Origin of the sequence: Belliella kenyensis (assembly GCF_022549675.1) — a bacterium.
GTDB lineage: Bacteria > Bacteroidota > Bacteroidia > Cytophagales > Cyclobacteriaceae > Belliella > Belliella kenyensis.
In genome coordinates this window covers 122,657-147,344 of the sequence record NZ_JAKZGR010000005.1, presented here as the reverse complement: position 1 = coordinate 147,344, position 24,688 = coordinate 122,657, and the positions used below count along the sequence as shown (strand labels likewise).

Genomic DNA, 24,688 nt, shown 5'->3' with positions numbered 1-24,688 from the left:
ATGAAAAAATGGCAAATTTTTATCATTTCATTGTCAATTCCCCTTCTGGCGGGATTTGTTGGATCACTGTCTACAGCGTCTTCTGTAAATAGCTGGTATGCCACCTTGGAGAAGCCCTCATTCAATCCTCCATCATGGCTTTTTGCTCCAGTTTGGACAGTATTGTACCTGATGATTGGGGTCGTTTTGTATATTCTCTGGACTAGCGATCACCCATCAAAGCGCTTAGCTATAAAGGCCTTCGCTATTCAGATGATCCTAAACTTCTTTTGGTCTCCAGCTTTCTTTGGTCTGGAGTCTCCACTGTTAGGCTTGTTAGTTATCTTACCATTATGGGTTTTCATATTGATTTGTATAAGACTATTCAAGCCTATCTCTGCTACGGCTTCTTACATGATGGTCCCCTATTTTCTTTGGGTCACTTTTGCTTCGCTTCTTAATATATCCATCTGGTACCTCAATTAAGTAATTATGGAAAATGGAGTAGATAAAATGAGATGCCCTTGGTGCATGGGCTTTCAACAATACATTGATTACCATGATGAAGAATGGGGTGTGCCTGTCTATGAAGATAATATTCATTTTGAGTTTCTTGTCCTGGAAAGTGCTCAAGCAGGATTGAGCTGGGCTACGATTTTGAAGAAGCGAGAAGGATATCGAAAAGCTTTTGCTGATTTTGATTACAAAATTGTTGCTGATTTTCCTGAATCTTACCTGACAGAGTTACTTTCCAATCCAGACATTATCAGAAACAAATTGAAAATCAATGCTGCTGTCAATAACGCCAAAAGGTTCATGGAAGTACAATCTCAGTTTGGGAGTTTTACGGATTATATTTGGGATTTTGTAGATGGAAAAGTTATCGATAATGCTCTTCCCAATATGAAAAATGCCCCCGCCACAAGTCAGGAATCGGACAAATTGGCCAAGGATATGAAAAAAAGAGGCTTCAAGTTTTTAGGAAGTACCACTCTCTATGCACATATGCAAGCTACTGGTTTGGTCAATGACCACCTCACGAGTTGCTTTAGGTATGAAGAAGTAAAACTTCTTGCTAAGTAAAGACAAAGCCTGCTTAATTCGCAGGCTTTTTGTATCCATCACTATACTTAGTCCAGATCTCGTAGATAGGATTACCAGCTGAGCTCATGCCACTGTGATGCCACTCCCCATCTATTACTTCGAAATCGAAAGATAAGCTGGTGCCAACTCTGCTGTCATCTCTGGAGAAAAATTCAATTTTTTCTACATATTTACCGTTCTCTGCTGAATAAGTACCGCCTCCTGTTCCAGAAAATTGCTTTGTTTCGGAATTGAATGCTACCCATTGAAATCGGCCTCCGCTCAGAATTTTTATGGTTCTTCTAGCCCCTGGAGTAGATCTACTTATATTTTCATCCGTCTTTCTACCCGTTATCACCCAGTTTCTAGTGAGATCGTCTTTTGAGTCGCTGATTTTCTCCCATATTTCTACATGTGCGGATCCACCTTTTTCTGTAGAAATCACCAATTTACTATCTACTATATCGAGTGAAAATTCAACCTTTGATCCAATAACCTCTTCATTTTCAGTATAGAAGTCGTAGGTTTCTGTGTAGTAATTATCTCTCAATGAATATTCTCCTCCACCAGCTCCCAAGAACTTGTTTGAATCAGAATCTTTAGACCCAAATGAAAAATAGCCATCCTGGTATATTTTCACTACCTCTTTGTTATCTATTTTTTTTCCGTTTTGATGCGTCATTCGCCATGATCCTTCTATTTGCTGTGCAAATAGGAAGTTGGATAGCAAAAGTAATGGTAGTACAAATATTTTTTTCATGGTATAAGTATGGTTAGTTTTATGTTTCTAATTTATCAATAAAATCAATCAAAATGAAAACTTTCACGCTAGGGAATTCTGATCAACAAGTACTAGAGCTTATTCCTGATAAACGTATCAAGCTTGTAAGTGTTGGGTCTAACCAAGTCTGCGTTAGCAGAATCGGTAAGAAGTTTTATGCTTTTCAGAAGCTTTGCCCTCATCGAATGGCATCTCTGAATGAAGGTTTTGTAACTAATTTTGAAGAGGTCGTTTGCCCGCTCCATCAATATAGGTTTGACCTCAATACAGGAGAAGTCAGGGCAGGAAGTTGTGAATCATTGCTGGTCTATAAAGCAGAATTGACTTCTAGCGGATTGCTGATACAGCTTCCTCAGTGAAGTCTCGTGCCATTTGGCACAGGTAAGTCTACTGTGGCTAAAGCTACTTTTCCTTTTTCTTGATCAAAACCCGTCACCAATACCTCTGACATAAAATCTGCAATTTGTCGGGGTCTGAAGTTACAGACACAAATCACTTGCTTGCCGATCAATTCTTCGGGCAAATAAAGTGATGTAATCTGCGCAGATGATTTTTTGATTCCAAGGCTTCCTAGGTCTATCCATAGTTTGTATGAAGGATTTTTGGCTTTATCAAATTCTTTGACTTCGATGATAGTTCCAATTCTTATATCAACTTTTTGAAAATCAATAATCTCAATCGTTTGCATAACATTTTTAATTTTTCTATTTTTACTGACCTTAGTGTCTAATTGACAGTTATTTAAATCCATTGAAGAATTAACTACAATGTCAGCTCAGAATTATATTTCCTCAGCACAAGTTAAAGGCATATTGTTCGTAATTTTATTTTGTTCTTTTGGTGCAAACGATTTATTTGCCCAAAATGATAAAGAGAGAACAATGCAAGATTTTCCTAAGAATTCCGACGTGGTTTATTCATATGAAAATCCCGAGTACAATAATTCTGAGACAAGAAATGAATTAAACAGTAAGCAAAATAATCAAATTTTGCTTAAGGATGGTAGACATTCTGGAACAAACGTGGTCAAAAAGGATAATCCCATATACAAACAAGGAAGTGATAAGGAGTTGAAAAAGGAAGGAATGTCGACTTTGTCATTCAATCTTTTTCTCTACATTGTGGATCGCTTCAAGGAAGATAATTAAGCAAATACCAATAAACCTAAAACAAATATGGCTAGCTCATCAGGGCTAGCCTTTATTTTTTTATAGTGAAGATAATCCAGTCTTAACTATGCCTGCGTATTTGCTTTCATCTAAAATAAAAATTCAAACCATTATGAAAACTATCAAATCACTTTCTCTAGCCTTGTTCGCTATTTTGGCGATGTTCACTTCTGAATCTTTTGCTCAAAAAGAAAAAACAGTAACTGTGGGAGGAGCTCCAATGTATCCGTCCAAAAACATTGTCGAAAATGCAGTAAACTCAAAAGATCACACGACCCTAGTAGCTGCTGTAAAAGCTGCTGGCCTAGTGGAAACTCTCCAAACTCCTGGTCCTTTTACTGTTTTTGCGCCGGACAATGCAGCATTTGAAAAATTACCCTCTGGCACTGTTGAAACGCTAGTTCAACCTGAAAATAAAGCAACATTAACCTCTATATTGACTTATCATGTGGTAGCTGGTAAAATGGGCTCTAAAGAAATCGCAGAGGCAATCAAAAAAGGCAATGGAAAAGCTACGCTTACTACAGTTCAGGGCGGTAAATTGACCGCTTGGATGCAAGGTAAGGATCTTTATATCTCAGATGAAAATGGAAACAAGTCTAAGGTTACGATCGCAGATGTATATCAGTCCAATGGAGTGATTCACTCTATCGATACTGTGGTAATGCCTAGATCAGAGTAATCTATAAGTTTGATTGATAATCATGCAGAAAAAAAGCTGTGGATAACTAAATCCACAGCTTTTTTATTAATGTATATCCGCAAAGATACTAGTAACCAAGTCATTATAGGGCTTTTCAATATTCAGATTTTAACTGATACTAATCCTGAAGTAATCAATTATTTGAATGAATTACTTCTTCTTGAATAAAAATGGATAATCAAATTTTTAATGATCCACTATTATGTTTGGAGTAGTGAGTCAAAGAAATAAGAAACTTTTTTAGGTTCTATAGCCACAAATAACTTACCCTTCAGCTCAGATTCAGTATTCATTTGTGACTAAATCTTCCAGTCTCTTTGATTGAATGAGTTTCTTGAACCTTCGCGAGAATGTATTTTATCTTTTTTTGATTACCAACTTCGACCACCTTGCATCATTCTCATGCCTGGTCCACCTTGCTGAGATTGATTTCGCTCGGGCTGCTTGAAGCTACCAATATGATAAGTAAATGTTAATAAGGCATATCTAGTAAGTACTCTAGTAAAGGTATCTGTGATAGACACATCATTGATCGTTCTAGCAATAGCATTGTTTTGTCCCAGCAAATCAAAGACAGTTATCTTAACCTCACCTTTATTGTCTTTCAAGAATCTATAACCACTCTCGATGTTCCATAGCCAAACCGATTGATCTAGTCCTGCTGAAAGCCCTCTGTACAAAGCATTGTTCACGACATTGGAAACAAAAAGCTTACCATTATTTGGTGAATAATAAAGCCTAATATTTGAGTTTTGGACGTAATAGTTATTGTTCAAGCTAGTCTGTAGTGAAGAGTTGACAATAGTATACGTCCCTGTGGAAGATAATGTGAAATCAAAATCCTTACTGATATTAGAGGTCAACGTAAGGCCTTGGCTTAGATCGATGTTATCATTTAGGTTTTTTTGGCCATTGATAATTCCTGGAGTCCTGTTGAAAGATATGGAAGAGTTAGAATTAAACTGAGATTTGATTGCTTTTATTGGGGCACCGTATGTTGCAAAGATTCTTCCATTAAATCTTCCCTTAAGGTTTTCTGGTCTACTCAATTGTCCTCCTGGTCTTAGCAGAACTTCATCATTGATAAGGGTATCTACTTGAGTGACAAAGGTTGAATTTCCAATGAAATTCTCTGTCAATGAAGCGAAAGCAAACACGAAGAGAGTTCTAGATTTTTCCAAGTTTAATTTTCCAACATTTACAAAAAGGTTGTGATTGAAAGACTGACCTAAATTGGGGTTACCTACGCTTAGATTTAACGGGTTAGAATTATTGATGACATTTTGCAACTGATTGACTGAGGGCTCTTGTGTGGAGGTTCTATACCTCATTCTGAATGTGGTTCCTTTTTCTGAGTTTCGATAGTTCAAATTGATACCTGGTAAGAAATTGCTAAAGGTCCTATTGAACACTCTTTCTTGAGGAAATAGTGCCTCATTGTCCTGCTGAGCATATTGATAATCTAAGTTTGCATTCAAGTTCCAGTTTTTATAATTGTACCTATATCCTATACTAGGGCTCTGAACCAAGAATCTATTATCAAAGACGTTGCTCAATGAAGTATCTAATGCCACTAGATTTAATTCTGGAATAATGTTAAAAGTCTGCTGATCAGCTGAGGATTTGTTGTTGGCTACTTGATAGGAGAATGTTAGTAGACTATTGGATTTCAATGGCTCTGTCCACTGCACATTTGCTCTATAATTGAAGCCCTCTGTTAGCCCAAAGGTCTCCTGATTGATCGTATCGCCTATATTTCTAATGAAGTCCCTGTTTTCTGCAAGCAAAGTGGAGTAAGAATCTCTATTGTTGATTGCTGTAAATAATGTCGTCGATAGGGTTCTTCCTTGCTTTTCGAATTTATATCTATATACTAGATTGTTTGAAAAGTTGTAGCTTGACGACTCTGAGTCTGAGATTGATCTGGTGCTACTCAAAGGGGCAAGAAGGTTGTTCACTGTAAGTGCATCTCTATCAGAGAAAGTATTGTTTGTGGTATAATTCAAGCTTGGCGAAATGATTATTGCATTTTTCGGATTGATATCATATTCAATTCTCGCATTGGCTCGATGATTCCCTGATTCGACTGTGTTGATCAAATCTTCGGAATAAAACTGACTATTTGATTCAGTTAGAAGAATTTCTCTATTAGTGAAACTGCTTAGGTTGTTTCTAGATCTGCTATAGAAGTAGCTTCCAGTCACATTTGTTTTTGATCCCCACTTATCTGAATAATTTACCCCCATACTATTGGTAGTGATGATTCCATTGTCTTGACCACCACCGAAGTTGGGAGCACCTCCTCTTCCACCACCGGGCCTTCCACCACCTCCGCCTGAGCTACCAAGATCTTCTTGAGAAAAATTCTGCTGATTGATATTATTAAAAAGTCCAACCAAAGAGATTCTTCGATCTCCTTTGAAAAGATTAATACTTCCTCCAGCCGAATATCTATCATCAGTACCATAGCCAGCATATACCCTTCCAAATACTCCTTGTCTTCGGTCACTTCTGGTCACGATATTGATCGTTCTTGAATAGTTTCCATCATCAAAACCCGTGAGTCTTGATTGATCAGATCTTTGGTCAAGGATTTCTACTCGATCTATCACGTCTGCTGGTAGATTTCTCATGGCTAGGAATGGGTCATTTCCAAAAAACTCTCTCCCATCTACCAATACCTTTTGCACTTGCTCTCCTCTTGCTTGTACTTGTCCATTTTGAATAGTCACTCCGGGAAGCTTTCTGATGAGGTCTTCTGCATCAGCATTTTCTCTAGTTTTGAATGCATTGGCATTGAATGACGTCGTGTCGCCTTTTTGTTCTCCTACAATGATCTGTCCCTCTATCACTACTTCTCCAAGAAGCTTGCTATCTTCACGGAGTGCTATTATCCCAAGGTCTAATCCATCTCTTATTCCAAGTTCCTTGCTGAATTTTTCAAAACCCAAAAATGAAACCTCTACAATAACTGTAGGTATCCAAGGTCTACTCAATTCAAAATTCCCGTCTATATCAGTGACTGTAGAAACCAAGATGGAATCAGCCACGGTTTTAATCATTACATTTGCTCCAATCATAGGAAGTTTACTGGGGCCTTCTACAACTTTTCCCTTCACCTTCAAATCAGGTCTCTGACCCTGTTGACCCTGTCCACGTTGTGCACTCACCTGTAGAGATAAGGCTGTCATTATCAATAAGAAAATAATCGTACTGTAAATAATTTTCATTCGTTTTGGCTTTAAATCGACACTTAGACTTATCGAGATGCCAAAAAGTTTAAAGCCTAAGCGCGAATAATTTTGAATGGAAAAATTACAGTTTGAAAGGCAAAAAAATAGGCTGAATTTACGCTATAATTTTAACTCGCTAAAAGGTCGTTGATGACCACAGAAGCACAACTGCATCCAAATGCTGCCGGCAAAAATGACATTGTTCCATAAGCGGATTTCTTAAAGTTTGTGCCATCGGTCATCATTAGGCTATCCTTATTATACAACTCCGTAGAGAATACGGCTTTGAACCCAGTCGAAATACCTTTGTTTTTGATTCTCTTTCGGACATGCTTCGCCAATTTGCAATTGTAAGTTTCGGATATGTCTGCAATCCTGATCTGAGTAGGATCTACCTTACCACCAGCACCCATTGAGCTTACCAATGGAAACCCTCTCAAAATGGCACTTTCAATTAAATGTAACTTGGGAGAAAAGCTATCTATACAATCGACCACATAGTCAAACTCATTCTCCTGTAGTAGCCTGAACATAGCACCGGGTTTCAGAAACTGCTTGATCACATGGATCTTCAATTGAGGATTGATCGCTAGAAGGCGTTCTTCCATCCATTCTGCCTTGGATTGCCCTACGTTTTTTTGAGTAGCTGGAAGCTGCCTGTTACAATTGCTTACATCTACAGAATCTCCATCTATGATAGTCAGTTCTCCGATACCACTTCTACAAATAAACTCAGCAGCAAAAGACCCAACTCCACCCAAGCCTACGACTAGTACATGCTTCTTAGCTAGTTTTTCTAACCCTTCTCTGCCTACTATCAGTTCTGTACGAGAAAGCCAAGCCAAATTATCCATCTATTTTATTCTTTGATATCCTATTCCAATTGTTAATAACCTGATCTGCTAAAACTACTTCAGGAAGCTGCAAAATTAATGAAGCTCTCTCAAAAACTTCATCTATTTTTAATCCATCATTATCTGTCTCAAAAAACACCCGATCTAATGTCATCATTTTCAGGCTCTTGAGTGCTGATGATTTTTCTCTAAAGATGGCTGAACCAAAAGAAAAATACATTGGAAAGTCATGAAAAAGCTCCAAAAATTCTGGTTTCGAATTGTAACCATGCCAAATGATGGTTGGGGTATGGTTCAATTCCTTAAGCACACGCTGTAGCAAATGCAAGCCTTTTACTTGATGCATAATCACTGGTAAATCCAAAGAATGAGCCAGCTCTAGCTGTGCTTTGAAAGCTTGATACTGAATCTCATAATTTCCAAATCCCCTGATCAAATCGAAACCACACTCTCCGATAGCTACTAGGTTACTATCTGAAGACAATGTGGAAATTTTATGGAATATTTCTTTCCAATTTTCATTTACATGCCATGGATGTATTCCTACAGAGTACCATCCACTATTTTTCTGACTAATATTTTCACATTGATATATAGATAAGTTGTGTCTCCTGTGGTGTGTATGGATGTCTAAATATTTCATCAGATTTGTGGCAAATATTGTTATTTACTTTCAAAGGATAGTAAGTCTTGGATAATTTTGAATATTTATCCTACATCTAGCGATAATCATGCAATTCGAGACCCAAACAATTTTTTATATTTCTATAAATCAATTGATTGTCAAAAAAATGACGGTTTTTTGAGACATTCTAAGCAAAATATTCGTCCAGATTGCAATGTAATTTACAAACAGATTATGAATATTAACAAGGGAATATTTTTGCTTTGTACCATGGCTTTCATGGTTTCTTGTAATCAACTGGATAATCTAGTTGTAGAAAATTTAAATGGAAAGTTTGAGGGTACTTTTGAACGTGTAGAAAGTGGTACTAGTTTAGGATTGTCAGAAGTTAGTCTTGAATTTGAAGGAAATACTTATTCTGGCTCACACAAGGAGCCAAGATATCCAGTGATTTGCAATGGATCCTATAATATAGAAAACTCAAAGATTACATTTTCTAATAATTGCTTTTTTACAGCTGACTTTGATTGGTCCTTAATTCTCAATGGAGAATTTGATGCGGTGCTTTCTGGTCAGAAACTGATTCTTACAAGAAGTAGTGGGAATTTCGTAGATACCTATAAGCTGATTAGGGTCGAGTAGTGACTTTATGTATGCTCAATGCCAAGGCTTATCTATCAAGCCTCGGATGAGCGTGTCGAAGTAACCCCCATTTCCCGGGCCAAACCAATTCATATCTCGTACCTCATGATAGTTTCTATCATAGTATCGATCAGGAGTGATATATCCTATGTAGGACCCATTGAAAGCTGTAATGATCAGATTTAAGCCCTTTTCTCGAGCATATCTCTCCCAATCAGACATGAAAACTCCCGAGATTTCACCGCTACTACTTATAAGCAGCGTATTCCCGATCAAAAATACATCAAAATGGGGTTCAACTTCTCCAAATACCAATTTGAACAAATATGGATTTAGTCTCACGTTGTCGTCTAATCTATATTGTGCATCTCTCAATGATATTTTTAGCTTATTAAATCCAAGTTTTTTAGATCTTATGGGTTGTGATATTTTGATATTACTTTGAATTTGTTGGAAAATATTATTTGCATAAGTCTTGGTATGTTCGGGTGTATTTCCCTGATGGACGGGTGCATGACTGCCTACAGTGCCAGCAGCATACAATGCAAAATCATAATTTTCTGATTCAAAATCATCCATCAAGTAATGAGGGTAGTCTCCAGAGAGTCCCATGAATTTCCTATCCAAGGTAGTGGCATGAGCTGAATAGGTAAAGAATATAGCCCGAAGACCATCTATTCGTTCAAAAACCAATTGTCTTACAAAAGGATCTACAGGGTCGTCTTCGACAAAACGATTGGTAACTAGTCCGCTAGTTTCGGAAACTTGATAACTGATAGTAGCTTTATCTTGATTTGCTAGAGCTGACTTGATGCTCAGGATTGATTGATTCTTCAAAAAATCAACTATATTTTGATCAAAACCTCCAAATGCAAATTCCCCCATCAAGCCAGGAATATATCCCCCAATTCCACTATGAGTATGTGTAGCTGTAAAATATATGTGCTTTACGGGAAGCTTTTCCTCTTCTATAGCATCTTGAATCAATTTAGAAAGAAATGGATGAATAATCATCAGCTCATAATTAAGTATGGCTACATTGCTCTCACCATTTCCTATCACTAATGCTCTTATATAGCTACTATCTTGAACAAACTCGTATTGACCACGAGGCTTGTATCCGACCAGCGAAGCCCCATCATTTGGTGTAGCATTTACCTTGGACCATCCTACTAGCCAAGCCTCACCTTCATCTATCGAAGGACTAAGATCAGCAAGACGTCCTAATGTATCTCTATAGAAATCATTTGCTTGGATAGCGCTCCTATCTACTCCGCTTGTTACCAGCACGCCTATCAAAAGCAAGATGAAAACGCCGATAAAAAATCCAGAAAATGATTTATAGATGAGATTCATCTTTCAACAACTCTAATCTATTCATAATAAAATGTGCCATGTGCGCCATTAATAGTTACTTTTTTTCCTTTGTGAGGAAGTACTCTACCAATGATCTGTGCATCTACACCATAGCTTCTGGAGATGTCTATCACTTCTTGGGCATATTTTTCATCCAAATACACTTCCATTCTGTGTCCCATGTTGAAAACTTTATACATCTCTTGCCAATCTGTTCTACTTTCTTCTTGGATGATTTTGAACAGTGGAGGGGTCTCGAACAAGTTATCCTTGATGACATGCACATCATCCACAAAGTGAAGCACTTTCGTCTGCGCACCGCCACTGCAATGTACTATTCCATTGATCTGCTTTCTCAAATTCTTCAACACTTCCACCATGATAGGAGCATATGTCCGCGTAGGAGATAATACCAACTTACCCATATCGACTGAGGTCTCAGGAGCAGCATCGGTTAGGTTATATTTTCCAGAATAAACCAATTCGTCTGGCACAGATGGATCAAAGCTTTCGGGAAACTTTGTCTTCAATACTTTGGCAAATACATCATGCCTAGCAGAAGTGAGTCCATTACTGCCCATTCCACCATTGTATTCGTGCTCATACTTTGCTTGGCCATATGAAGAAAGTCCCACTATGACATCTCCACCCCTGATTTGGTCATTAGATATTACCTCGTCTCTTCTCATCCTACAGGTCACAGTACTATCCACTATAATGGTCCTCACCAGATCCCCTACATCAGCTGTTTCTCCACCTGTCAATACTACATTGACTCCATTGTCTCTCAGCATCTGAAGGACCTCTTCTGTTCCGTTGATGATGGCAGAGATCACTTCTCCTGGGACTAAGTGCTTGTTTCTCCCAATAGTGGAAGAGACCAATATATTGTTTACAGCACCTACGCAAAGTAGATCATCGGTATTCATGATTATAGCATCTTGAGCTATGCCCTTCCATACGCTAAGATCCCCAGTTTCTTTCCAATACATGTACGCTAGGGAAGACTTAGTGCCAGCACCATCGGCATGCATGATATTACAATAATCAGGATCGTTACCTAAAGTATCTTCTACAATCTTACAAAATGCCTTTGGAAATAGCCCTTTATCTAGCTTAGAAATAGCCTGGTGTACATCTTCTTTGGAAGCTGATACACCTCGCTGCATATACCTTTCGTTCATGGGGTACTGATGTTGGTTTTTATGGAAGACAAAGGTAAGGATATTATGTGTATTGGGTCAAAATTTTGTTCCAATTCATCCTAATTCCATAAATATGTCAAAATCAAATCCCTCTTTAAGAGTTTTCTCTTTGTAGTTTCGTCTTGATCATGTCTCATTGCTTTGACTTCTCCTTTTATGATCTAGCTCAATACTCTTCAAAACTCGACACTTGACATTGATAGCATTTCTTACATGAATTTGGTCAATGAACGATTGCTTGTAAGATAAAAGCTAATGCCTTTACCTAGACTATAGGTATGAGTAGATGTATATAAAATACACAAGGCATTTTAGGTTTAAATTAGAATTGCACTAATTTTACTTCATGATATTTGACATTAACTTTGAAGCTCTTGAACAAGAGCTCACCGCTGCCAAAAGAAAAGCCGTTACACTTTCGATTCTAAGACTTTTTTTATTTTTCTTTATCCTTGCAATATTGGTCGTCGGCCTTAGTGAGTGGAAGCTACTATTGATAAGTGTTCCGTTTTTGGTTTCTATTTTTGTATACCTTATCATTCAGTTCAACTTTCAAAAGGACAAAGAAGCTTTTATCAAGCAATTGATTCAGATCGAAAAAGATCATAACCTTAGAAATAGAAGGGAATTGAGCGCCTTTGACTCTGGTGAAAATTTTCAAGAAAAAAACCATGCATTTGCAAGTGATCTAGACTTATTTGGTCAGCATTCATTGTATCAGCTCATGAATCATACAGTAAATGAAAGTGGAAAAATGACCTTGGCGAGGTGGTTGAAGGGTTCGTTTGACACCAGTTTAGCTATGAATAGAAGAAGAGCTATTCAGGAATTGTCGCAAAGAGCCATTTTTTTAAAGTCTTTTGAAGGAATTGGGAAGGCATTTGTAGGCAAAGAAAAATCAAAACGTGTATTTTATGACTGGCTAAAAAAGTCACAGTCCTTAGTGAGATGGATAAGTGTCCCAATGGTCTTAGGACCTGTAGGAGGTGTGATGATTTTGGCTGGCACCTTATTTTTTGGATTGCCATATGGTTGGATTGGGATTTGGATTTTATGGGGAATGATCTTTCTAAGCTTCGTTTTCAAATCACTGATGGAAGCCGCATCAGTGCTACCCAATCAAGGGGATATTAAAACTTATCGGATTTGGTCAGAACTATTAGGAAAAGAAAAGTTTGAGTCAGATTACTTACAAGCTCTTCATGCACCTTTCCATAGAAAGGAAAATTCTGCACGTGAGGTATTTGATGCTTTGGAGCAAATGACATTTCTAATCCAAAACAGAGGTAATTTGGTGTATGTGATTCTGAATTTACTGTTTTGGACGGACTTGTATTTGTATTGGAAACTATTGACTTGGAAAAGTAAACACGCCATGCTCCTTGCTCAATGGGAACATGAGTTTGATGAATGGCAGGCAATTACTTCCTTGGCAGCTTTCGAACAGGAAGAAAATCAGTCTTGCGAAGTAAATTGGGGTAAGGAAAGGTCTATTCATGTAAGAAATATAAAACATCCACTTTTACCTAAAGAAAAGGCCATAGGAAATGATTTTACCATAGATGAAAATACCAAGACTATCCTGCTGACTGGAGCAAACATGTCAGGGAAAACCACATTTATGAGAACCTTGGGGATAAACATGATCTTAGCCAATTTGGGACTGACTCCTTTTGCAGATCATTTCGAAATGGGACCCTTCCAATTGTTTACTAGCATGAGAAATAGTGACAATCTTGGGGAGAGTGTGAGTTCATTTTATGCCGAACTTGCTAGGATAAAGCGGGTGTTGGAAGTGGCGGATAGTGGTCAAAATGTATTTTTTTTACTAGATGAAATTTTAAAAGGTACAAATACAGAGGATAGAATCAAAGGGTCAGAAGCGCTCATTCGACAATTGGCTAGTACAAATAGTAAAGGGATCATTTCCACTCATGACGTGGAGCTTAGCACTTTAGAAAGTTCACTTAACTATCTAAAAAACAAAAGCTTCCACTCCGAGATCAGTGACAATGAGATATTCTTTGATTACAAGATCAAGAATGGACCGTGTCTGAGTTTCAATGCACATAAATTGATGGAATTAATGGGTATACGATTTCAGTAATTAGAAATGTTGGCATAGTAGTTGTTTAATACCATATAAATCAATTATTTACTTAAACCAACTAGCTATGAATTCTTTATTGTATTTAGTCGCCCTTATTTTGATAATAGGATGGGTCCTAGGTTTCTTTATTTACAGTGTAGGTGGATTGATCCACATCTTGTTAGTTTTAGCTGTAATCTCGATACTGCTTAGACTTATTGGAGGTCGCTCTGTATAGATAGCGACAAGAATCACCCTTAATATCACAAAGCTCCTAAATGGGGCTTTTTTTTATATTCATACCATGACTTATCATTTTTCCTTATTTTTGCATCAAATAATAACAAGGTGCAGGAAAATTATCAAAAAAAGACTTTAGGAATACTTGGTGGTGGCCAGCTTGGAAGGATGGTTATACAATCCGCTATCAATTACAACATAGACATTCATATCCTAGACCCAGATCCAAATGCACCATGCAAATCAATAGCTCACGATTTTCAGCAAGGATCGTTGACCGACTTTGATACGGTGTATGCATTTGGGAAATCGTGTGACATCATTACCATAGAGATAGAAAATGTAAATACAGAAGCTCTTCAGCAATTGGCAAATGAAGGAAAGGAAGTGTTTCCTCAGCCTCATTTGATCAAATTAATTCAAGATAAAAGGCAGCAAAAGCAATTTTATAAGGATAATAATATACCTACAGCTGATTTTGTTTTGACTGATGACAGAGATGCAGTGATACAGCATGCAGAGTTTCTACCAGCTGTGAACAAGTTGGGCAAGGATGGCTATGACGGTAGGGGTGTTCAAGTGTTAAGATCACAAGCAGATTTGGAAAAGGCATTTGACGCTCCAGGATTGCTTGAGAAGCTAATCGATTTTGACAAAGAGCTCGCAGTCATAGTAGCAAGAAACAAGAGAGGAGAGTTGATTGCTTATCCAGCAGTAGAATGTGCTTTTCACCCCACGGCGAATCTGGTCGAGTTTTTATTTGCGCCAGCATCTGTCAATGAAAAAATTGAGCAAAAGGCGAAAGAGATTGCTATACAAGTGATCGAATCGCTTGATTTGATAGGGATATTGGCTGTGGAACTTTTTGTAACGAAATCTGGGGAAATACTTGTAAATGAGATTGCTCCAAGGCCTCACAACTCAGGGCATCATACCATAGAGGCAAATTTCACTTCCCAGTTCGAACAGCACCTGCGTGCTGTTATGAATATGCCACTAGGCAATACAGAACTAAGGACTCCAGCGGCGATGGTGAATCTACTAGGAGAAGAGGGTCATAGTGGTGAAGCGCTGGTGGAGGGACTGGATCAAGCCTTGTCGGAACGTGGCGTGTATGTACATTTGTATGGAAAAAAAATCACCAAGCCATTCAGGAAAATGGGTCATGCTACGGTTCTGGATGAAAATGTAGATATGCTTAAAGAGCGAGCGATGAGAATAAAAGAAATTATTAAAATTAAGACAGAATCATGAGTAAGCAAGTAGGTATAATCATGGGAAGTAAATCAGACCTTCCTATCATGTCAGAAGCAGCCAAAGCACTAGAAGAGCTGGGTGTGAGTTATGAATTGACAGTGGTATCAGCTCATCGTACTCCCCATAGGATGATAGAATATGCTGAGACTGCACGTCAAAGGGGCATCAAAGTGATCATAGCAGGAGCTGGCGGTGCTGCGCATCTTCCTGGAATGGTTGCGTCTCTTACCTCGCTTCCAGTGATAGGAGTGCCGATTTTGTCTTCTAATTCTATAGATGGATGGGATAGTATTCTTTCGATTTTGCAAATGCCCGGTGGTATACCTGTGGCTACAGTTGCGCTCAATGGTGCAAAAAATGCTGGCATCTTGGCAGCTTCTATCATAGGGACTTTTGATCCAAAAGTTGCAGAACAACTCGATAATTATAAGAAAGACCTCAAACAAAAAGTGGAAGATAGTGCCAGGGATATTGAGCTCAAAGGCTGGAAAGAGGGACTCGATGATTAAGTTATGGATTTGAACAAAATCATAAAATTCAAAATTGGAAAAGAAAATTGGGAAATGCCTCTGGGAGTATTATTGCTTCTAGGTGGCATTACCTTAATCATGATCTTGGGAGGACTTTATGTAGGTTTTAAATTTGGAGAGCAAATGCAGCCTTAATCTATAAATAGTCCCCAACCGTCATCACTTTTTTCAGCTTGGTCAAAGTTTTTTATCCACTCTTTGAATAATTCCCTAAACTCGTCGATAGCATCGCGAAGCAACTGAAGGTGATCTTCAGCATGAGTTCCTTCCATGGCCAGTTGATACGACATGCTGTACAAGCTTTTGGCATGTACTTTCATAATCACCGCATTTTCCATTTTGATGATGAAATCATCCACAGGATGAGCGCCAGCAAATTTCGAAGATAGTAGCATAGCCGACTCTAACATCAAAGTGCCATAAAGTTCTTTTCTTGCCTCATCCAATGATCCAACGATTGCTTTGGTCAAGCGAAAAATTTCTATAGATTTTAGTTTTAAGGGGTGATTTTGAGTTTCATCTTTTTTTCTTCTAAAATCATCCATGTCATCTTCATCAAAATCATCATTGTCAAAATTGTCCCACATATGGTTATAGTTTAATTATTAAAAAGAGCTGTTTCATTGTCAAATACCGGAACTGGGGATGAAAGCACCATGAATCGGTCAAATACGTTTTTTATAAATGGATTTTTTGTGAAGCATTTATTATTGATTTGACCAGCTCTCTGGTAATCATTTAAGGATATTTCCAATGAAACAGCAGGAAAAGCTTTTTTAATTAGAAAGGAAGAACATCTCCCTCATCGCTAGAAAATGAAGTCACATCAGGCATGGCTGATGCATTTGCTGTAGCTTGAGGAGATGCTGAAGCTGGGGTACTAGCTCCTTGCTTATCTACTTTCCATGCCTTCACATCAGTATACCACCTTCCATTATATTCTCTACTTTCGATTTCTATGCCTACATTCACATCCTCTCCCTGTTGTAAATTGAATTGATCAATTTTATCTCCCCAGACGGTCAGAGCTACTTTTTTTGGATAGTTTCCACCCGTTTCTAAGATATAATCTTTCTTTCTCCATGTTCCATTTCGGCCATTTCCGCTTTGTTCAGGTAAAATCTGAACAATTTTTCCATTAATTTCCATATAGCTATTGATTTGATTTCTTCTGAAAAACGAAGGTAATAAAATCAACTTACAATCACCATTATTCAATACCTGCACTAAAATTTCTTGGATTGATTTTTGTTAAGAAAATTCCAATTAAATTTTTCAATCAAAGAATGTCTAAAATGTATTATTCCAAATAAAATTTCACTTAAAAAAGGTAAACATGCAAATATCTAAAGTAACATTGGGTTTTACCAAGATGAAAATCAATAAAAAAACTTATTAACTATTGCAAGATAGTTTTCGATTGAATACATTTGACAAGGTACATCAGTTTGTTTCAACATAAATATATACTATGGCATAAACCTCTACGTTAACATTAAGTCAAATCAGTATGAGTAAAAGGAATGGTCCTAAGGACAGCGAGCTGATCTCCCAATACCGTGGAGGTAGTGAAGTTGCGTTTGAAATGTTGGTAGAAAGATATCAATCTAGGGTATTTACCACCATTTATCTGATAGTCAAAGATCGTGGCGTAGCAGAGGATTTACTGCAAGATGTATTCGTAAAGGTAGTTCAGACTTTGAGCTCAGACAGGTACAGCGAGGAGGGGAAATTTCAGCCTTGGTTAATGAGGATTGCTCATAATTTGGCCATAGATCACTTTAGAAAAGCAAAGAGATACCCTACGATCATCATGGAAGATGGTGAGAATGTTTTCAATACACTTCAGTTTGCGGATGTAAATATTGAAGACCAGAAAATCAAAGAAGATACACTGGAAATGGTAAGAAAACTTATCGATGAGCTTCCAGAAAGCCAAAAACAGGTTCTTATAATGAGACATTACATGGATTTGAGTTTTCAAGAGATCGCTGAGCAAACAGGCGTAAGTATCAATACGGCCTTGGGTAGAATGAGATATGCTCTGATCAATATGAGGAAAAAATTGAAACAACTAAATGTAGCCTATGATAAAACAATTTACCCCAAATGACTTGGTAAGATATATCTACCAAGAAATGAATGAGGGTGAGCGCGAGCTTCTAATGCAGGCCTTGCATGAAGATGAGTCTTTGATGCAAGAATATGTGGAAATGCTGAGCACAATTGAGAAGTTAGACCAAATCGCACTCCAACCTTCAGAAAAAGTAGTCAAAGCTATTTTTAAAATGGCGAAATCTACCGGACTGCAAAAAGTCTGAAAATTGAAAAGTATTAGGGTGGGCTCGGAAGTTTCCGAGCCTTTTTTTTTTCATTATTTCAATTTTGTGAATGGATAAAATCCGCAGCTTGCTTGATCATCTCTACATAGATGGGATAGCTAAATCCATGCTGAGCTCCTTGGACATACCTATTGGACATGGGTATGTTATTGTCTTTTAGCGTCTTTTCAAGAAGTTGACTTTGCTGAATCGGCACCACATTATCGGCAGTTCCGTGAAAAAATACCGTTGGAACACTCGAATTATTAATATGCTTCACTGGACTTGAATCTATATAACGTTGTGCTTGACTGGAAGGTCCTCCTCCATGTAAAGCCTCTATTAGCATGGTGGTAATGAAGTTGAATCCATGGAATGTATTGAAATCAGTGGGAGGAAAAAATGCTACCACAGCTTTGACTGACTTGTCAGGATTATTTTTGTACGCATGAAGTAAAGCTAAATGACCTCCTGCACTCGCTCCTGCTATAACAATCTCGGATGAAACTCCCCACTTTGAGGCATGAGCTTTGATGTACTCAATAGCATCCATTACATCCTCTTCTTGATTTGGAAATCGATTACTTCCAGTAGTGATGTTGAATAACCTGTAATTTAAAGACACAAATGCATAGCCTTCAAAGGCATTTTCGAATCTTTCTTTGAAAGCAGAGAATTCAGACTTATCTCCATCCGTCCATGCTCCACCATGTATCCATACAAGTATTTTAGTTTCCTTGCTAGACCTATTAGCAGGAAGGTACACGTCCATAGCTTGGCGAGGATGATTGCCATAGGGCTCATCCACCAGCTCCATGGATACTGATGTATCCAAAGGTGGATCCAAGTCTTCTACTTCACTGCAACCAGACAAAAAGAGCCAAATGATTGAAAATATGATGAAGCTAGCATTGAAATTTTTCATGTTTTATGATTAATTTACTTTCAAACTCAAGCTATTCATAGGGTTTTGAAGTAACTTTTTAGAGTTTGATTGGGTGAGGTACTTGTTATATATTGGGTATATTCTGAATTTGTAATTTTCAAGCTAACCTTGACGTTATACTTCCTAAAGGCGTAAGTGAAAGCTAAAATTATTCCAACTTTCAGATAATTGTCACCTAAGTGTTGCCAAATTATAAAAAAAATCCAATTTTTTGAATTTTTATTTTTCGTTATTGAAATTTTATCGAAGATGTTATCATTCAATTTTTAATGATTATCCTATTTTATCATTCGCTTCTTTATAAGTGCTTTAAATTCAATGGTTAGGTCGTCTGCTACACGCCAATATCAATGAGTAACTTGGTCCTGGCGAATCCAACATGTTTTTATCGGGCAAGTATAGATCAATATCATAGCTAAGTCAGAACGATAATTACTAAGCCAATGGTAAAGCTCCCTAAATAATTAATCCCTTATTGTTTTTTAAAGGATGATTCACACAAATTGAGAATTACTTCTGAATCATCGTTTAAATATTAAAAAACTCAGTTTTGACATTTCCCTCATGTCTTTGAGGAGAGTCATGAATTGATACTTGGGTATTTACCCCAATGAGGATACAAAGACTATTGATGATTTGATTAAATTTGCTGGGCATTACCTAATTTTCCAATCGTAAAAGTTTCAGGCATGTTAAAGAAAGAAAGATACAAAGCATTTATAGACCATTTTGAATTCAACATGCCTGTAGCAGAGACAGAACTGGAATATGAAAATCCGTTTCAATTACTTGTAGCTGTAGTTTTGAGTGCTCAGTGCACAGATAAGAGAGTAAATATCGTCACAAAAACATTGTTTGAACATTTTCCTAGTCCTGAGCATTTGGCTTCATCTCATTTTGAAGAGCTCTTTCCCTATATCAAAAGCATCTCTTACCCAAATAATAAGACCAAACACCTTTTGGGTTTAGGTAAAATGTTGGTTGAAGACTTTGGAAGTGAGGTACCATCTACTGTGGAGGAATTGATCAAATTACCAGGAGTAGGTCGCAAAACAGCCAATGTGATCACCTCTGTCGTGTGGAATCAGCCCAATATGGCTGTGGATACTCATGTATTTAGAGTTTCAAAACGTCTTGGCTTAGTGCCACAAAATGCGAAAACTCCACTTGAAGTAGAGAAACAATTGGTGAAAAATATCCCAGAAAGGTTCATTCACAAAGCCCATCATTGGCTTATTTTACATGGTAGGTACATATGTCTTGCTAGAAAACCAAAGTGTGAATCTTGTGATATCACTCATTTTTGTAGATACTTTGAAAAAGCAAATGCTGTGAAGGCAATCTCCAAAGGAGAGAAAATATGATTTGCGCATGTGTGGTATTTCCTTGCTGATAAACAATTCTTCAGAAGCTCGATCATCGATAGAAAGCATGATGAATGCCAATCAACACAGAGGGCCTGATGCTTCGGGTCTGGATCGTGTTACTGATGGGATATGGCTGGCAGTCAATCGACTAAAAATTCTAGATCTTTCTTCCTCCTCTAATCAGCCGCTTTGGAATGAAGACAAAAGCTGCGTCTTAGCTTGGAATGGGGCAATCTACAATTACAAAGAGCTCCGTGCAGAACTGAATAGACATAAATCTACAGTGGAAATAGACTCTGATTCAGCTGTGCTCCTTGCTTGGATGTCAACGTATGGCAAGAATGGTATTCAAGATCTTAAGGGAATGTTTGCCATTACTTTTATAGATCTTCAAAAGCAAAAAATCATCGTAACCCGTGATATTTCTGGTGAAAAGCCTCTATATTATGCCAATCAAGGCCATGAATGGATCTTTAGCTCAGAAGCTCGTGCGGTAAATATTGCTTATAATCAGACTTCTAGCATAAATACATCACAGTTTTCCAATTACTTTTATCACAGACACAGTGAACCTGACGAGAGCTTCTTTCAAGGGGTCAAACAATTGGTTGCAGGTCAGGTGATTACACTTGATCTAGAAGGGAATTTGATAGAATCATCCTATTTCTCAAAAAATATCGCCAGTCCAAAGCCTTTCTCACAAGCTGAATTTGAGTTGACCCTAAAAAAATCAGTGCATCAAAATTTTCAAAGTGATAGACCTGTAGGAATACTATTGAGTGGAGGTGCTGATAGTGCATTACTACACAAGTTGTATTTAGAGGAATTTCAAGAACCAGTCCATACCTTCACCGCAGTGTTTGATAGCAAGTATCAGCGCAAATACAATGACTCTAAATTTGCCAAGAGACTTGTGTCAAATGATCCTCAGCTACACCATGAAGTATATGTAGATCAGAAAGTCATCATGAATACGTGGAATGAATACATTGCTAGTTTAGATCAGCCAATAGGAGATAGTGCGAGTATACTTACTTGGTTAATTGCCAAAGAAGCTAAAAAGCATGTCAGTGTATTGATTTCGGGAGCTGGAGCTGATGAAGTGCTTGGTGGATATCAGCGACACGCTGCATTGCTCAATTATTTGAAATATAAGAAGCTCTTGATTTTCTTTCTTCCCCTTTTGAAAAGACTTCCTTTGTCTAGTAATATTTCAAAGTTTGTAAATGGCATTCATCCAGATCCAAGAATTTCTTTCATGAATTTTGCGGCTTTGTCAAATTTACCAAAAAGCAATGTCACCCAAGCTCAAAGATGGTATCCTGACACGGGCAATTTCTACAAGGATGCGCTTGCTTTTGACCGAAATTATTATCTAACCAATGACGTGCTCAAAGTACATGACAATGCCTGTATGGCTCATGGGGTAGAAGGGAGGTCTCCCTATTTGTACAAGGATTTGGTAAATTGGATCACTCAACTTTCTGAAGGAGAGCTAATTCCTATCACAGGAAAGAAACCTATCAAATCAGCTTTAAAAAGTAAAGGCTTGAAAATGATTGCTCAAAGAAAGAAATTTGGTTTTGGACTTCCTCTTCAAGAATGGATCGGCGAAGATGATGCATTCAGAATTTGGATCTATGACGAAGTCAAAATGATGGCAGATAGATGGGGAAGCTACTTTCCTGAAGAAATGTATCAATTATGTACTCAACCAGAGCAGGTGGAGGGACGCCAATTTTTATTGGTTTGGAATATGTTTATCTTGGCATCTTGGCTCAAAATAAAATCTTGAAACATGAAAGTCATTTACATCCATCAATATTTTTGTACCCCTGAAGATGGAGGCGCCATAAGGTCATATTACTTAGCCAAAGGTATGGTCAACGCTGGAGTAGAAGTAGAAATGATCACAGCTCACAATAAGAAATTTTATGACTTGAAGATCATAGAAGGTATCCGAGTCCATTATCTCCCAGTAGCTTACCGACAGGAGTGGGGATTCAGTATGAGAGTGATTGCTTTCTTGAAATTTGCTATTCATGCAATGCGTTTAGTTAAAAAATTGCCTCGTCCAGATTATTTGTATATCACTTCAACTCCTTTGACTACTGGAATGATAGGTTTATGGGCAAAGCGAAAGTTTGCATTACCATTTATTTTCGAAGTGAGGGATCTTTGGCCTGATGCGCCAGTAGAAGTAGGTGCCATTCGAAATCCTTTGCTAAAGTCATTTCTTTACAGACTCGAAAAACGAATCTATCAGCACGCACTAAAATGTGTTGCCTTGTCTCCTGGTATTGCCAATAATATGAGGAAAAAGACTGATACACCCATTACCATTATTCCTAATATAGCGGACACGGAGTACTTTTATCCAAATCAAAAATCACAAATACAATTAGATAAATATGGATTGAGCGATCAATTTACTATTATTTATTCAGGTGCAGTAGGCGATGTCAATGCAGTACACGAATTTTTGGAATTGGCTAGACATGCCGAGTCAAAGAATAAACCCTTTCAGTTTGTGATCTTGGGAAAGGGGAGCAAGCTAGAAGCAATGAAGTCTTTAGCTTCAAAACTTTCCCTCAGTAATTTGAAGTTTTTTGCTTTCGGTAGTAAAGAAAAGGTTCGAGAACTCCTTGATATCTCAGACATGGCATTCATTTCTTTTGAGCACCTTCCAGTATTGAAAACCAATTCCCCCAATAAGTTTTTTGATGCTATCGCTGCTGGAAAAGCAATACTCATCAACCATAAAGGCTGGATTTATGAGTTGTGCAAAGAAAATAAAATTGGACTTCTATATAGAAACAAGAGTCCTGAAAATACACTATCGGAAATCGAGAGACTCATACAAACTGAGGAAATTAAGATCTATCAAAAAAATGCCAGATCACTGGCTGTGAAATACTTCGACAAAGAGATCGCTATTCAAAAGCTTCTCCATTTGATTGATCCTAAAAGATTTCCCATGGACACTAGCGACGCGGCTTGTATCCAGATTGCCTGAAAATCCTATCAGCATTACTTTCTTTCATGAGTTCTTCTAGACTCATGGAATTATTGAATCTAAAGTCATCGACAATATTCCACCCCAACCACCTTCCTACACGACCTGGTGCATCTGGGCTTATTTCATCTGTAGCAGGAGACTCCCCTGTATACTTCCTTATTACAAATGGATTATTGGAATACAAAAGGTCATTTTCGATAAAGTGAGTCCAAATGAATTCCTCATTGGCATAACAAGCTTCAATTTCTTCAGTAGAATAGCCTATTATATATTCATCTGAGGTACATGGCATCATTGATTTGACAAAATGATAGGCTTTGCCATAAAATATCATATCTGCAATAAGTGTATTTTGCGATAGATCTACGGCATTATACCTGCTCGATATTGCGGTCACAATCATGGGGACTATATATTTACTTTCATATCTATCTGCCATATATTGAGGCAAATCAGGTGGCTGAAATTTGTGTGTTTTGGGCAAAAAATAATCTAATCCTATCACTATCATATCTTCAGAGATAAATAAATCAATATTGAACCCAGTGAGAAAAGTATAAACTTTTGGAATTTTGAAATCGGGATAATAGTGTTTTATGTGTGCAAATGCTTGCCTCAAATCTTTTTCCAGAGTAGCTACACTTTGAAATTCATTTTTTACCTCAGCATATAATTCTTGCATCAATGAATCTTGATTTGTCAACCATAAGTCTTCAGCCAAAGCTTCTTTGGACTCAAAGTCATCCAGCTGGAGAAATTTCTCAGCAAATACAGGATACTCTTCTAGCAAGTAGTTCATGTCAGAAACATCAGAAGATTCATAGAAGACTTTTTCAAGCCTTTGAATATGTATCTCTTCCACTGCATTCAAAATAGAATCATCGATTTGACACGATTCATCTTTTGATTTGCAAGCTCCAAAGATGCTGAGTAAAAGAAAAATGTATGAGGTTTTTTTTAAGCAAATGCTCATTGGATTCATAAATTTAATATTCAAAGCTAAGGTAAAGCTCGGAAAATGCCAGTTCATTTTTTAACAATAGTGATTGGTTTGACAGAACATTTAGATCAGTTACAAGGAATTTTCAAATCATAAACATAATAATTTCAATAAAAATTGTACATTTTGTAGCAGTAAAAAAAGGGTATTTGTGTTTATACAATTATTTTTAACCACATTATAAAGCCATTCATTTATTTATATTGACCCTACATGTACAATTATTCAATTAATATTTCATTACAAGTAACATAATGTAAAATCACAAGGTTTGAAACTGTGAACTTTT

General features: G+C 37.4%; 27 protein-coding genes. 16 read left to right on the top strand and 11 right to left on the bottom strand.

All coding sequences use genetic code 11. The annotated features are described in order from the left end of the window. Both MM214_RS06920 and MM214_RS06915 read left to right on the top strand, forming a co-directional pair. The gene (locus tag MM214_RS06920; protein ID WP_241293667.1) at positions 1-465 is read left to right on the top strand and encodes a TspO/MBR family protein; all 465 of its coding nucleotides are present in this window, start codon (positions 1-3) and stop codon (positions 463-465) included. A 6-nt stretch (positions 466-471) separates the two neighbouring features. Continuing rightward, the gene (locus tag MM214_RS06915; RefSeq protein ID WP_241293665.1) at positions 472-1,062 is read left to right on the top strand and encodes a DNA-3-methyladenine glycosylase I; all 591 of its coding nucleotides are present in this window, start codon (positions 472-474) and stop codon (positions 1,060-1,062) included. Between the two features lie 13 nt (positions 1,063-1,075). Here the strand turns inward: MM214_RS06915 and MM214_RS06910 are convergent, their stop codons facing one another. Beyond that, on the bottom strand, positions 1,076-1,822 hold the full coding sequence (locus MM214_RS06910; RefSeq protein ID WP_241293663.1) for a hypothetical protein: 747 nt from the start codon (positions 1,820-1,822) through the stop codon (positions 1,076-1,078). Between the two features lie 53 nt (positions 1,823-1,875). Between MM214_RS06910 and MM214_RS06905 the strand changes: the two genes are divergently transcribed. Continuing rightward, a complete protein-coding gene (locus MM214_RS06905; RefSeq protein WP_241293660.1) occupies positions 1,876-2,202 on the top strand; it encodes a Rieske (2Fe-2S) protein in 327 nt (108 codons plus the stop codon). Here MM214_RS06905 and MM214_RS06900 read toward each other — a convergent pair. Next, positions 2,196-2,531 (bottom strand): tRNA-binding protein, encoded by a 336-nt coding sequence (locus tag MM214_RS06900; protein WP_241293657.1) that lies wholly within the window; start codon positions 2,529-2,531, stop codon positions 2,196-2,198. The genes MM214_RS06905 and MM214_RS06900 overlap by 7 nt on opposite strands. 79 nt (positions 2,532-2,610) lie before the next feature. On the opposite strand from MM214_RS06900, the gene MM214_RS06895 reads away from it, so the two are divergent. Beyond that, positions 2,611-2,991 carry a hypothetical protein gene (locus tag MM214_RS06895; RefSeq protein WP_241293654.1) on the top strand — a complete coding sequence of 127 codons (381 nt, stop codon included), beginning with the start codon at positions 2,611-2,613 and terminating at the stop codon, positions 2,989-2,991. Between the two features lie 133 nt (positions 2,992-3,124). Continuing rightward, on the top strand, positions 3,125-3,694 hold the full coding sequence (locus MM214_RS06890) for a fasciclin domain-containing protein (protein WP_241293652.1): 570 nt from the start codon (positions 3,125-3,127) through the stop codon (positions 3,692-3,694). A gap of 392 nt (positions 3,695-4,086) precedes the next feature. Here the strand turns inward: MM214_RS06890 and MM214_RS06885 are convergent, their stop codons facing one another. The 3 genes from MM214_RS06885 to MM214_RS06875 form a co-directional block, all read right to left on the bottom strand. Continuing rightward, the gene (locus MM214_RS06885) at positions 4,087-6,945 is read right to left on the bottom strand and encodes an outer membrane beta-barrel protein (RefSeq protein WP_241293649.1); all 2,859 of its coding nucleotides are present in this window, start codon (positions 6,943-6,945) and stop codon (positions 4,087-4,089) included. A 131-nt stretch (positions 6,946-7,076) separates the two neighbouring features. Further along, on the bottom strand, positions 7,077-7,802 hold the full coding sequence (locus MM214_RS06880; protein ID WP_241293646.1) for a tRNA threonylcarbamoyladenosine dehydratase: 726 nt from the start codon (positions 7,800-7,802) through the stop codon (positions 7,077-7,079). After that, complete coding sequence (locus tag MM214_RS06875; RefSeq protein ID WP_241293643.1) at positions 7,795-8,445, bottom strand: TatD family hydrolase; 651 nt, start codon at positions 8,443-8,445, stop codon at positions 7,795-7,797. Before MM214_RS06875 ends, MM214_RS06880 begins: the two co-directional genes overlap by 8 nt. Positions 8,446-8,661: 216 nt before the next feature. Here MM214_RS06875 and MM214_RS06870 point away from each other — a divergent pair, with 216 nt between their 5' ends. Next, positions 8,662-9,069 (top strand): hypothetical protein, encoded by a 408-nt coding sequence (locus MM214_RS06870; protein ID WP_241293640.1) that lies wholly within the window; start codon positions 8,662-8,664, stop codon positions 9,067-9,069. Between the two features lie 15 nt (positions 9,070-9,084). On the opposite strand, the gene MM214_RS06865 is transcribed toward MM214_RS06870, so the two are convergent. Together MM214_RS06865 and MM214_RS06860 are read right to left on the bottom strand one after the other, a co-directional pair. Continuing rightward, positions 9,085-10,425: a neutral/alkaline non-lysosomal ceramidase N-terminal domain-containing protein gene (locus MM214_RS06865; protein WP_241293637.1), complete on the bottom strand. Its 1,341-nt coding sequence runs from the start codon at positions 10,423-10,425 to the stop codon at positions 9,085-9,087. 17 nt (positions 10,426-10,442) lie between these two features. After that, positions 10,443-11,609 carry an AIR synthase related protein gene (locus tag MM214_RS06860; RefSeq protein WP_241293634.1) on the bottom strand — a complete coding sequence of 389 codons (1,167 nt, stop codon included), beginning with the start codon at positions 11,607-11,609 and terminating at the stop codon, positions 10,443-10,445. A 367-nt stretch (positions 11,610-11,976) separates the two neighbouring features. Between MM214_RS06860 and MM214_RS06855 the strand changes: the two genes are divergently transcribed. The 5 genes from MM214_RS06855 to MM214_RS06835 all read left to right on the top strand — a co-directional run bounded on the left by MM214_RS06855 (position 11,977) and on the right by MM214_RS06835 (position 15,881). After that, positions 11,977-13,737, top strand: coding sequence for a MutS-related protein (locus tag MM214_RS06855; RefSeq protein ID WP_241293631.1), 1,761 nt, complete (start codon positions 11,977-11,979; stop codon positions 13,735-13,737). 67 nt (positions 13,738-13,804) lie between these two features. Beyond that, positions 13,805-13,957, top strand: a complete 153-nt coding sequence (locus tag MM214_RS06850) for a lmo0937 family membrane protein (RefSeq protein WP_241293629.1) — start codon at positions 13,805-13,807, stop codon at positions 13,955-13,957. A gap of 110 nt (positions 13,958-14,067) precedes the next feature. Continuing rightward, complete coding sequence (locus MM214_RS06845) at positions 14,068-15,213, top strand: 5-(carboxyamino)imidazole ribonucleotide synthase (RefSeq protein ID WP_241293626.1); 1,146 nt, start codon at positions 14,068-14,070, stop codon at positions 15,211-15,213. Then, positions 15,210-15,725, top strand: coding sequence for a 5-(carboxyamino)imidazole ribonucleotide mutase (purE, locus tag MM214_RS06840; protein ID WP_241293624.1), 516 nt, complete (start codon positions 15,210-15,212; stop codon positions 15,723-15,725). The genes MM214_RS06845 and purE overlap by 4 nt, the downstream gene beginning before the upstream one ends. 3 nt (positions 15,726-15,728) lie before the next feature. Then, complete coding sequence (locus tag MM214_RS06835; protein WP_241293621.1) at positions 15,729-15,881, top strand: hypothetical protein; 153 nt, start codon at positions 15,729-15,731, stop codon at positions 15,879-15,881. Here the strand turns inward: MM214_RS06835 and MM214_RS06830 are convergent. Then, a complete protein-coding gene (locus MM214_RS06830; protein WP_241293618.1) occupies positions 15,878-16,333 on the bottom strand; it encodes a hypothetical protein in 456 nt (151 codons plus the stop codon). The genes MM214_RS06835 and MM214_RS06830 overlap by 4 nt on opposite strands. Positions 16,334-16,526: 193 nt before the next feature. Then, positions 16,527-16,895, bottom strand: a complete 369-nt coding sequence (locus MM214_RS06825) for a DUF3127 domain-containing protein (protein ID WP_241293616.1) — start codon at positions 16,893-16,895, stop codon at positions 16,527-16,529. Between the two features lie 361 nt (positions 16,896-17,256). Between MM214_RS06825 and MM214_RS06820 the strand changes: the two genes are divergently transcribed. Then, a complete protein-coding gene (locus MM214_RS06820) occupies positions 17,257-17,859 on the top strand; it encodes an RNA polymerase sigma factor (RefSeq protein ID WP_241293613.1) in 603 nt (200 codons plus the stop codon). Then, positions 17,834-18,067, top strand: a complete 234-nt coding sequence (locus tag MM214_RS06815) for a hypothetical protein (protein WP_241293608.1) — start codon at positions 17,834-17,836, stop codon at positions 18,065-18,067. The genes MM214_RS06820 and MM214_RS06815 overlap by 26 nt, the downstream gene beginning before the upstream one ends. A 58-nt stretch (positions 18,068-18,125) precedes the next feature. On the opposite strand, the gene MM214_RS06810 is transcribed toward MM214_RS06815, so the two are convergent. Continuing rightward, positions 18,126-18,992 carry an alpha/beta hydrolase gene (locus MM214_RS06810; protein WP_241293606.1) on the bottom strand — a complete coding sequence of 289 codons (867 nt, stop codon included), beginning with the start codon at positions 18,990-18,992 and terminating at the stop codon, positions 18,126-18,128. Between the two features lie 710 nt (positions 18,993-19,702). On the opposite strand from MM214_RS06810, the gene nth reads away from it, so the two are divergent. Genes nth through MM214_RS06795 form a run of 3 tightly spaced genes read left to right on the top strand, consistent with a single transcriptional unit; the run spans position 19,703 to position 23,396 of the window. Then, a complete protein-coding gene (gene nth, locus MM214_RS06805; RefSeq protein WP_241293604.1) occupies positions 19,703-20,377 on the top strand; it encodes an endonuclease III in 675 nt (224 codons plus the stop codon). 7 nt (positions 20,378-20,384) lie between these two features. After that, on the top strand, positions 20,385-22,175 hold the full coding sequence (asnB, locus tag MM214_RS06800) for an asparagine synthase (glutamine-hydrolyzing) (RefSeq protein ID WP_262916595.1): 1,791 nt from the start codon (positions 20,385-20,387) through the stop codon (positions 22,173-22,175). A gap of 3 nt (positions 22,176-22,178) precedes the next feature. Next, positions 22,179-23,396 carry a glycosyltransferase family 4 protein gene (locus tag MM214_RS06795; RefSeq protein WP_241293599.1) on the top strand — a complete coding sequence of 406 codons (1,218 nt, stop codon included), beginning with the start codon at positions 22,179-22,181 and terminating at the stop codon, positions 23,394-23,396. On the opposite strand, the gene gldB is transcribed toward MM214_RS06795, so the two are convergent. Beyond that, complete coding sequence (gene gldB / locus MM214_RS06790; protein ID WP_241293597.1) at positions 23,365-24,372, bottom strand: gliding motility lipoprotein GldB; 1,008 nt, start codon at positions 24,370-24,372, stop codon at positions 23,365-23,367. The genes MM214_RS06795 and gldB overlap by 32 nt on opposite strands. Positions 24,373-24,688 lie beyond the last annotated feature (316 nt).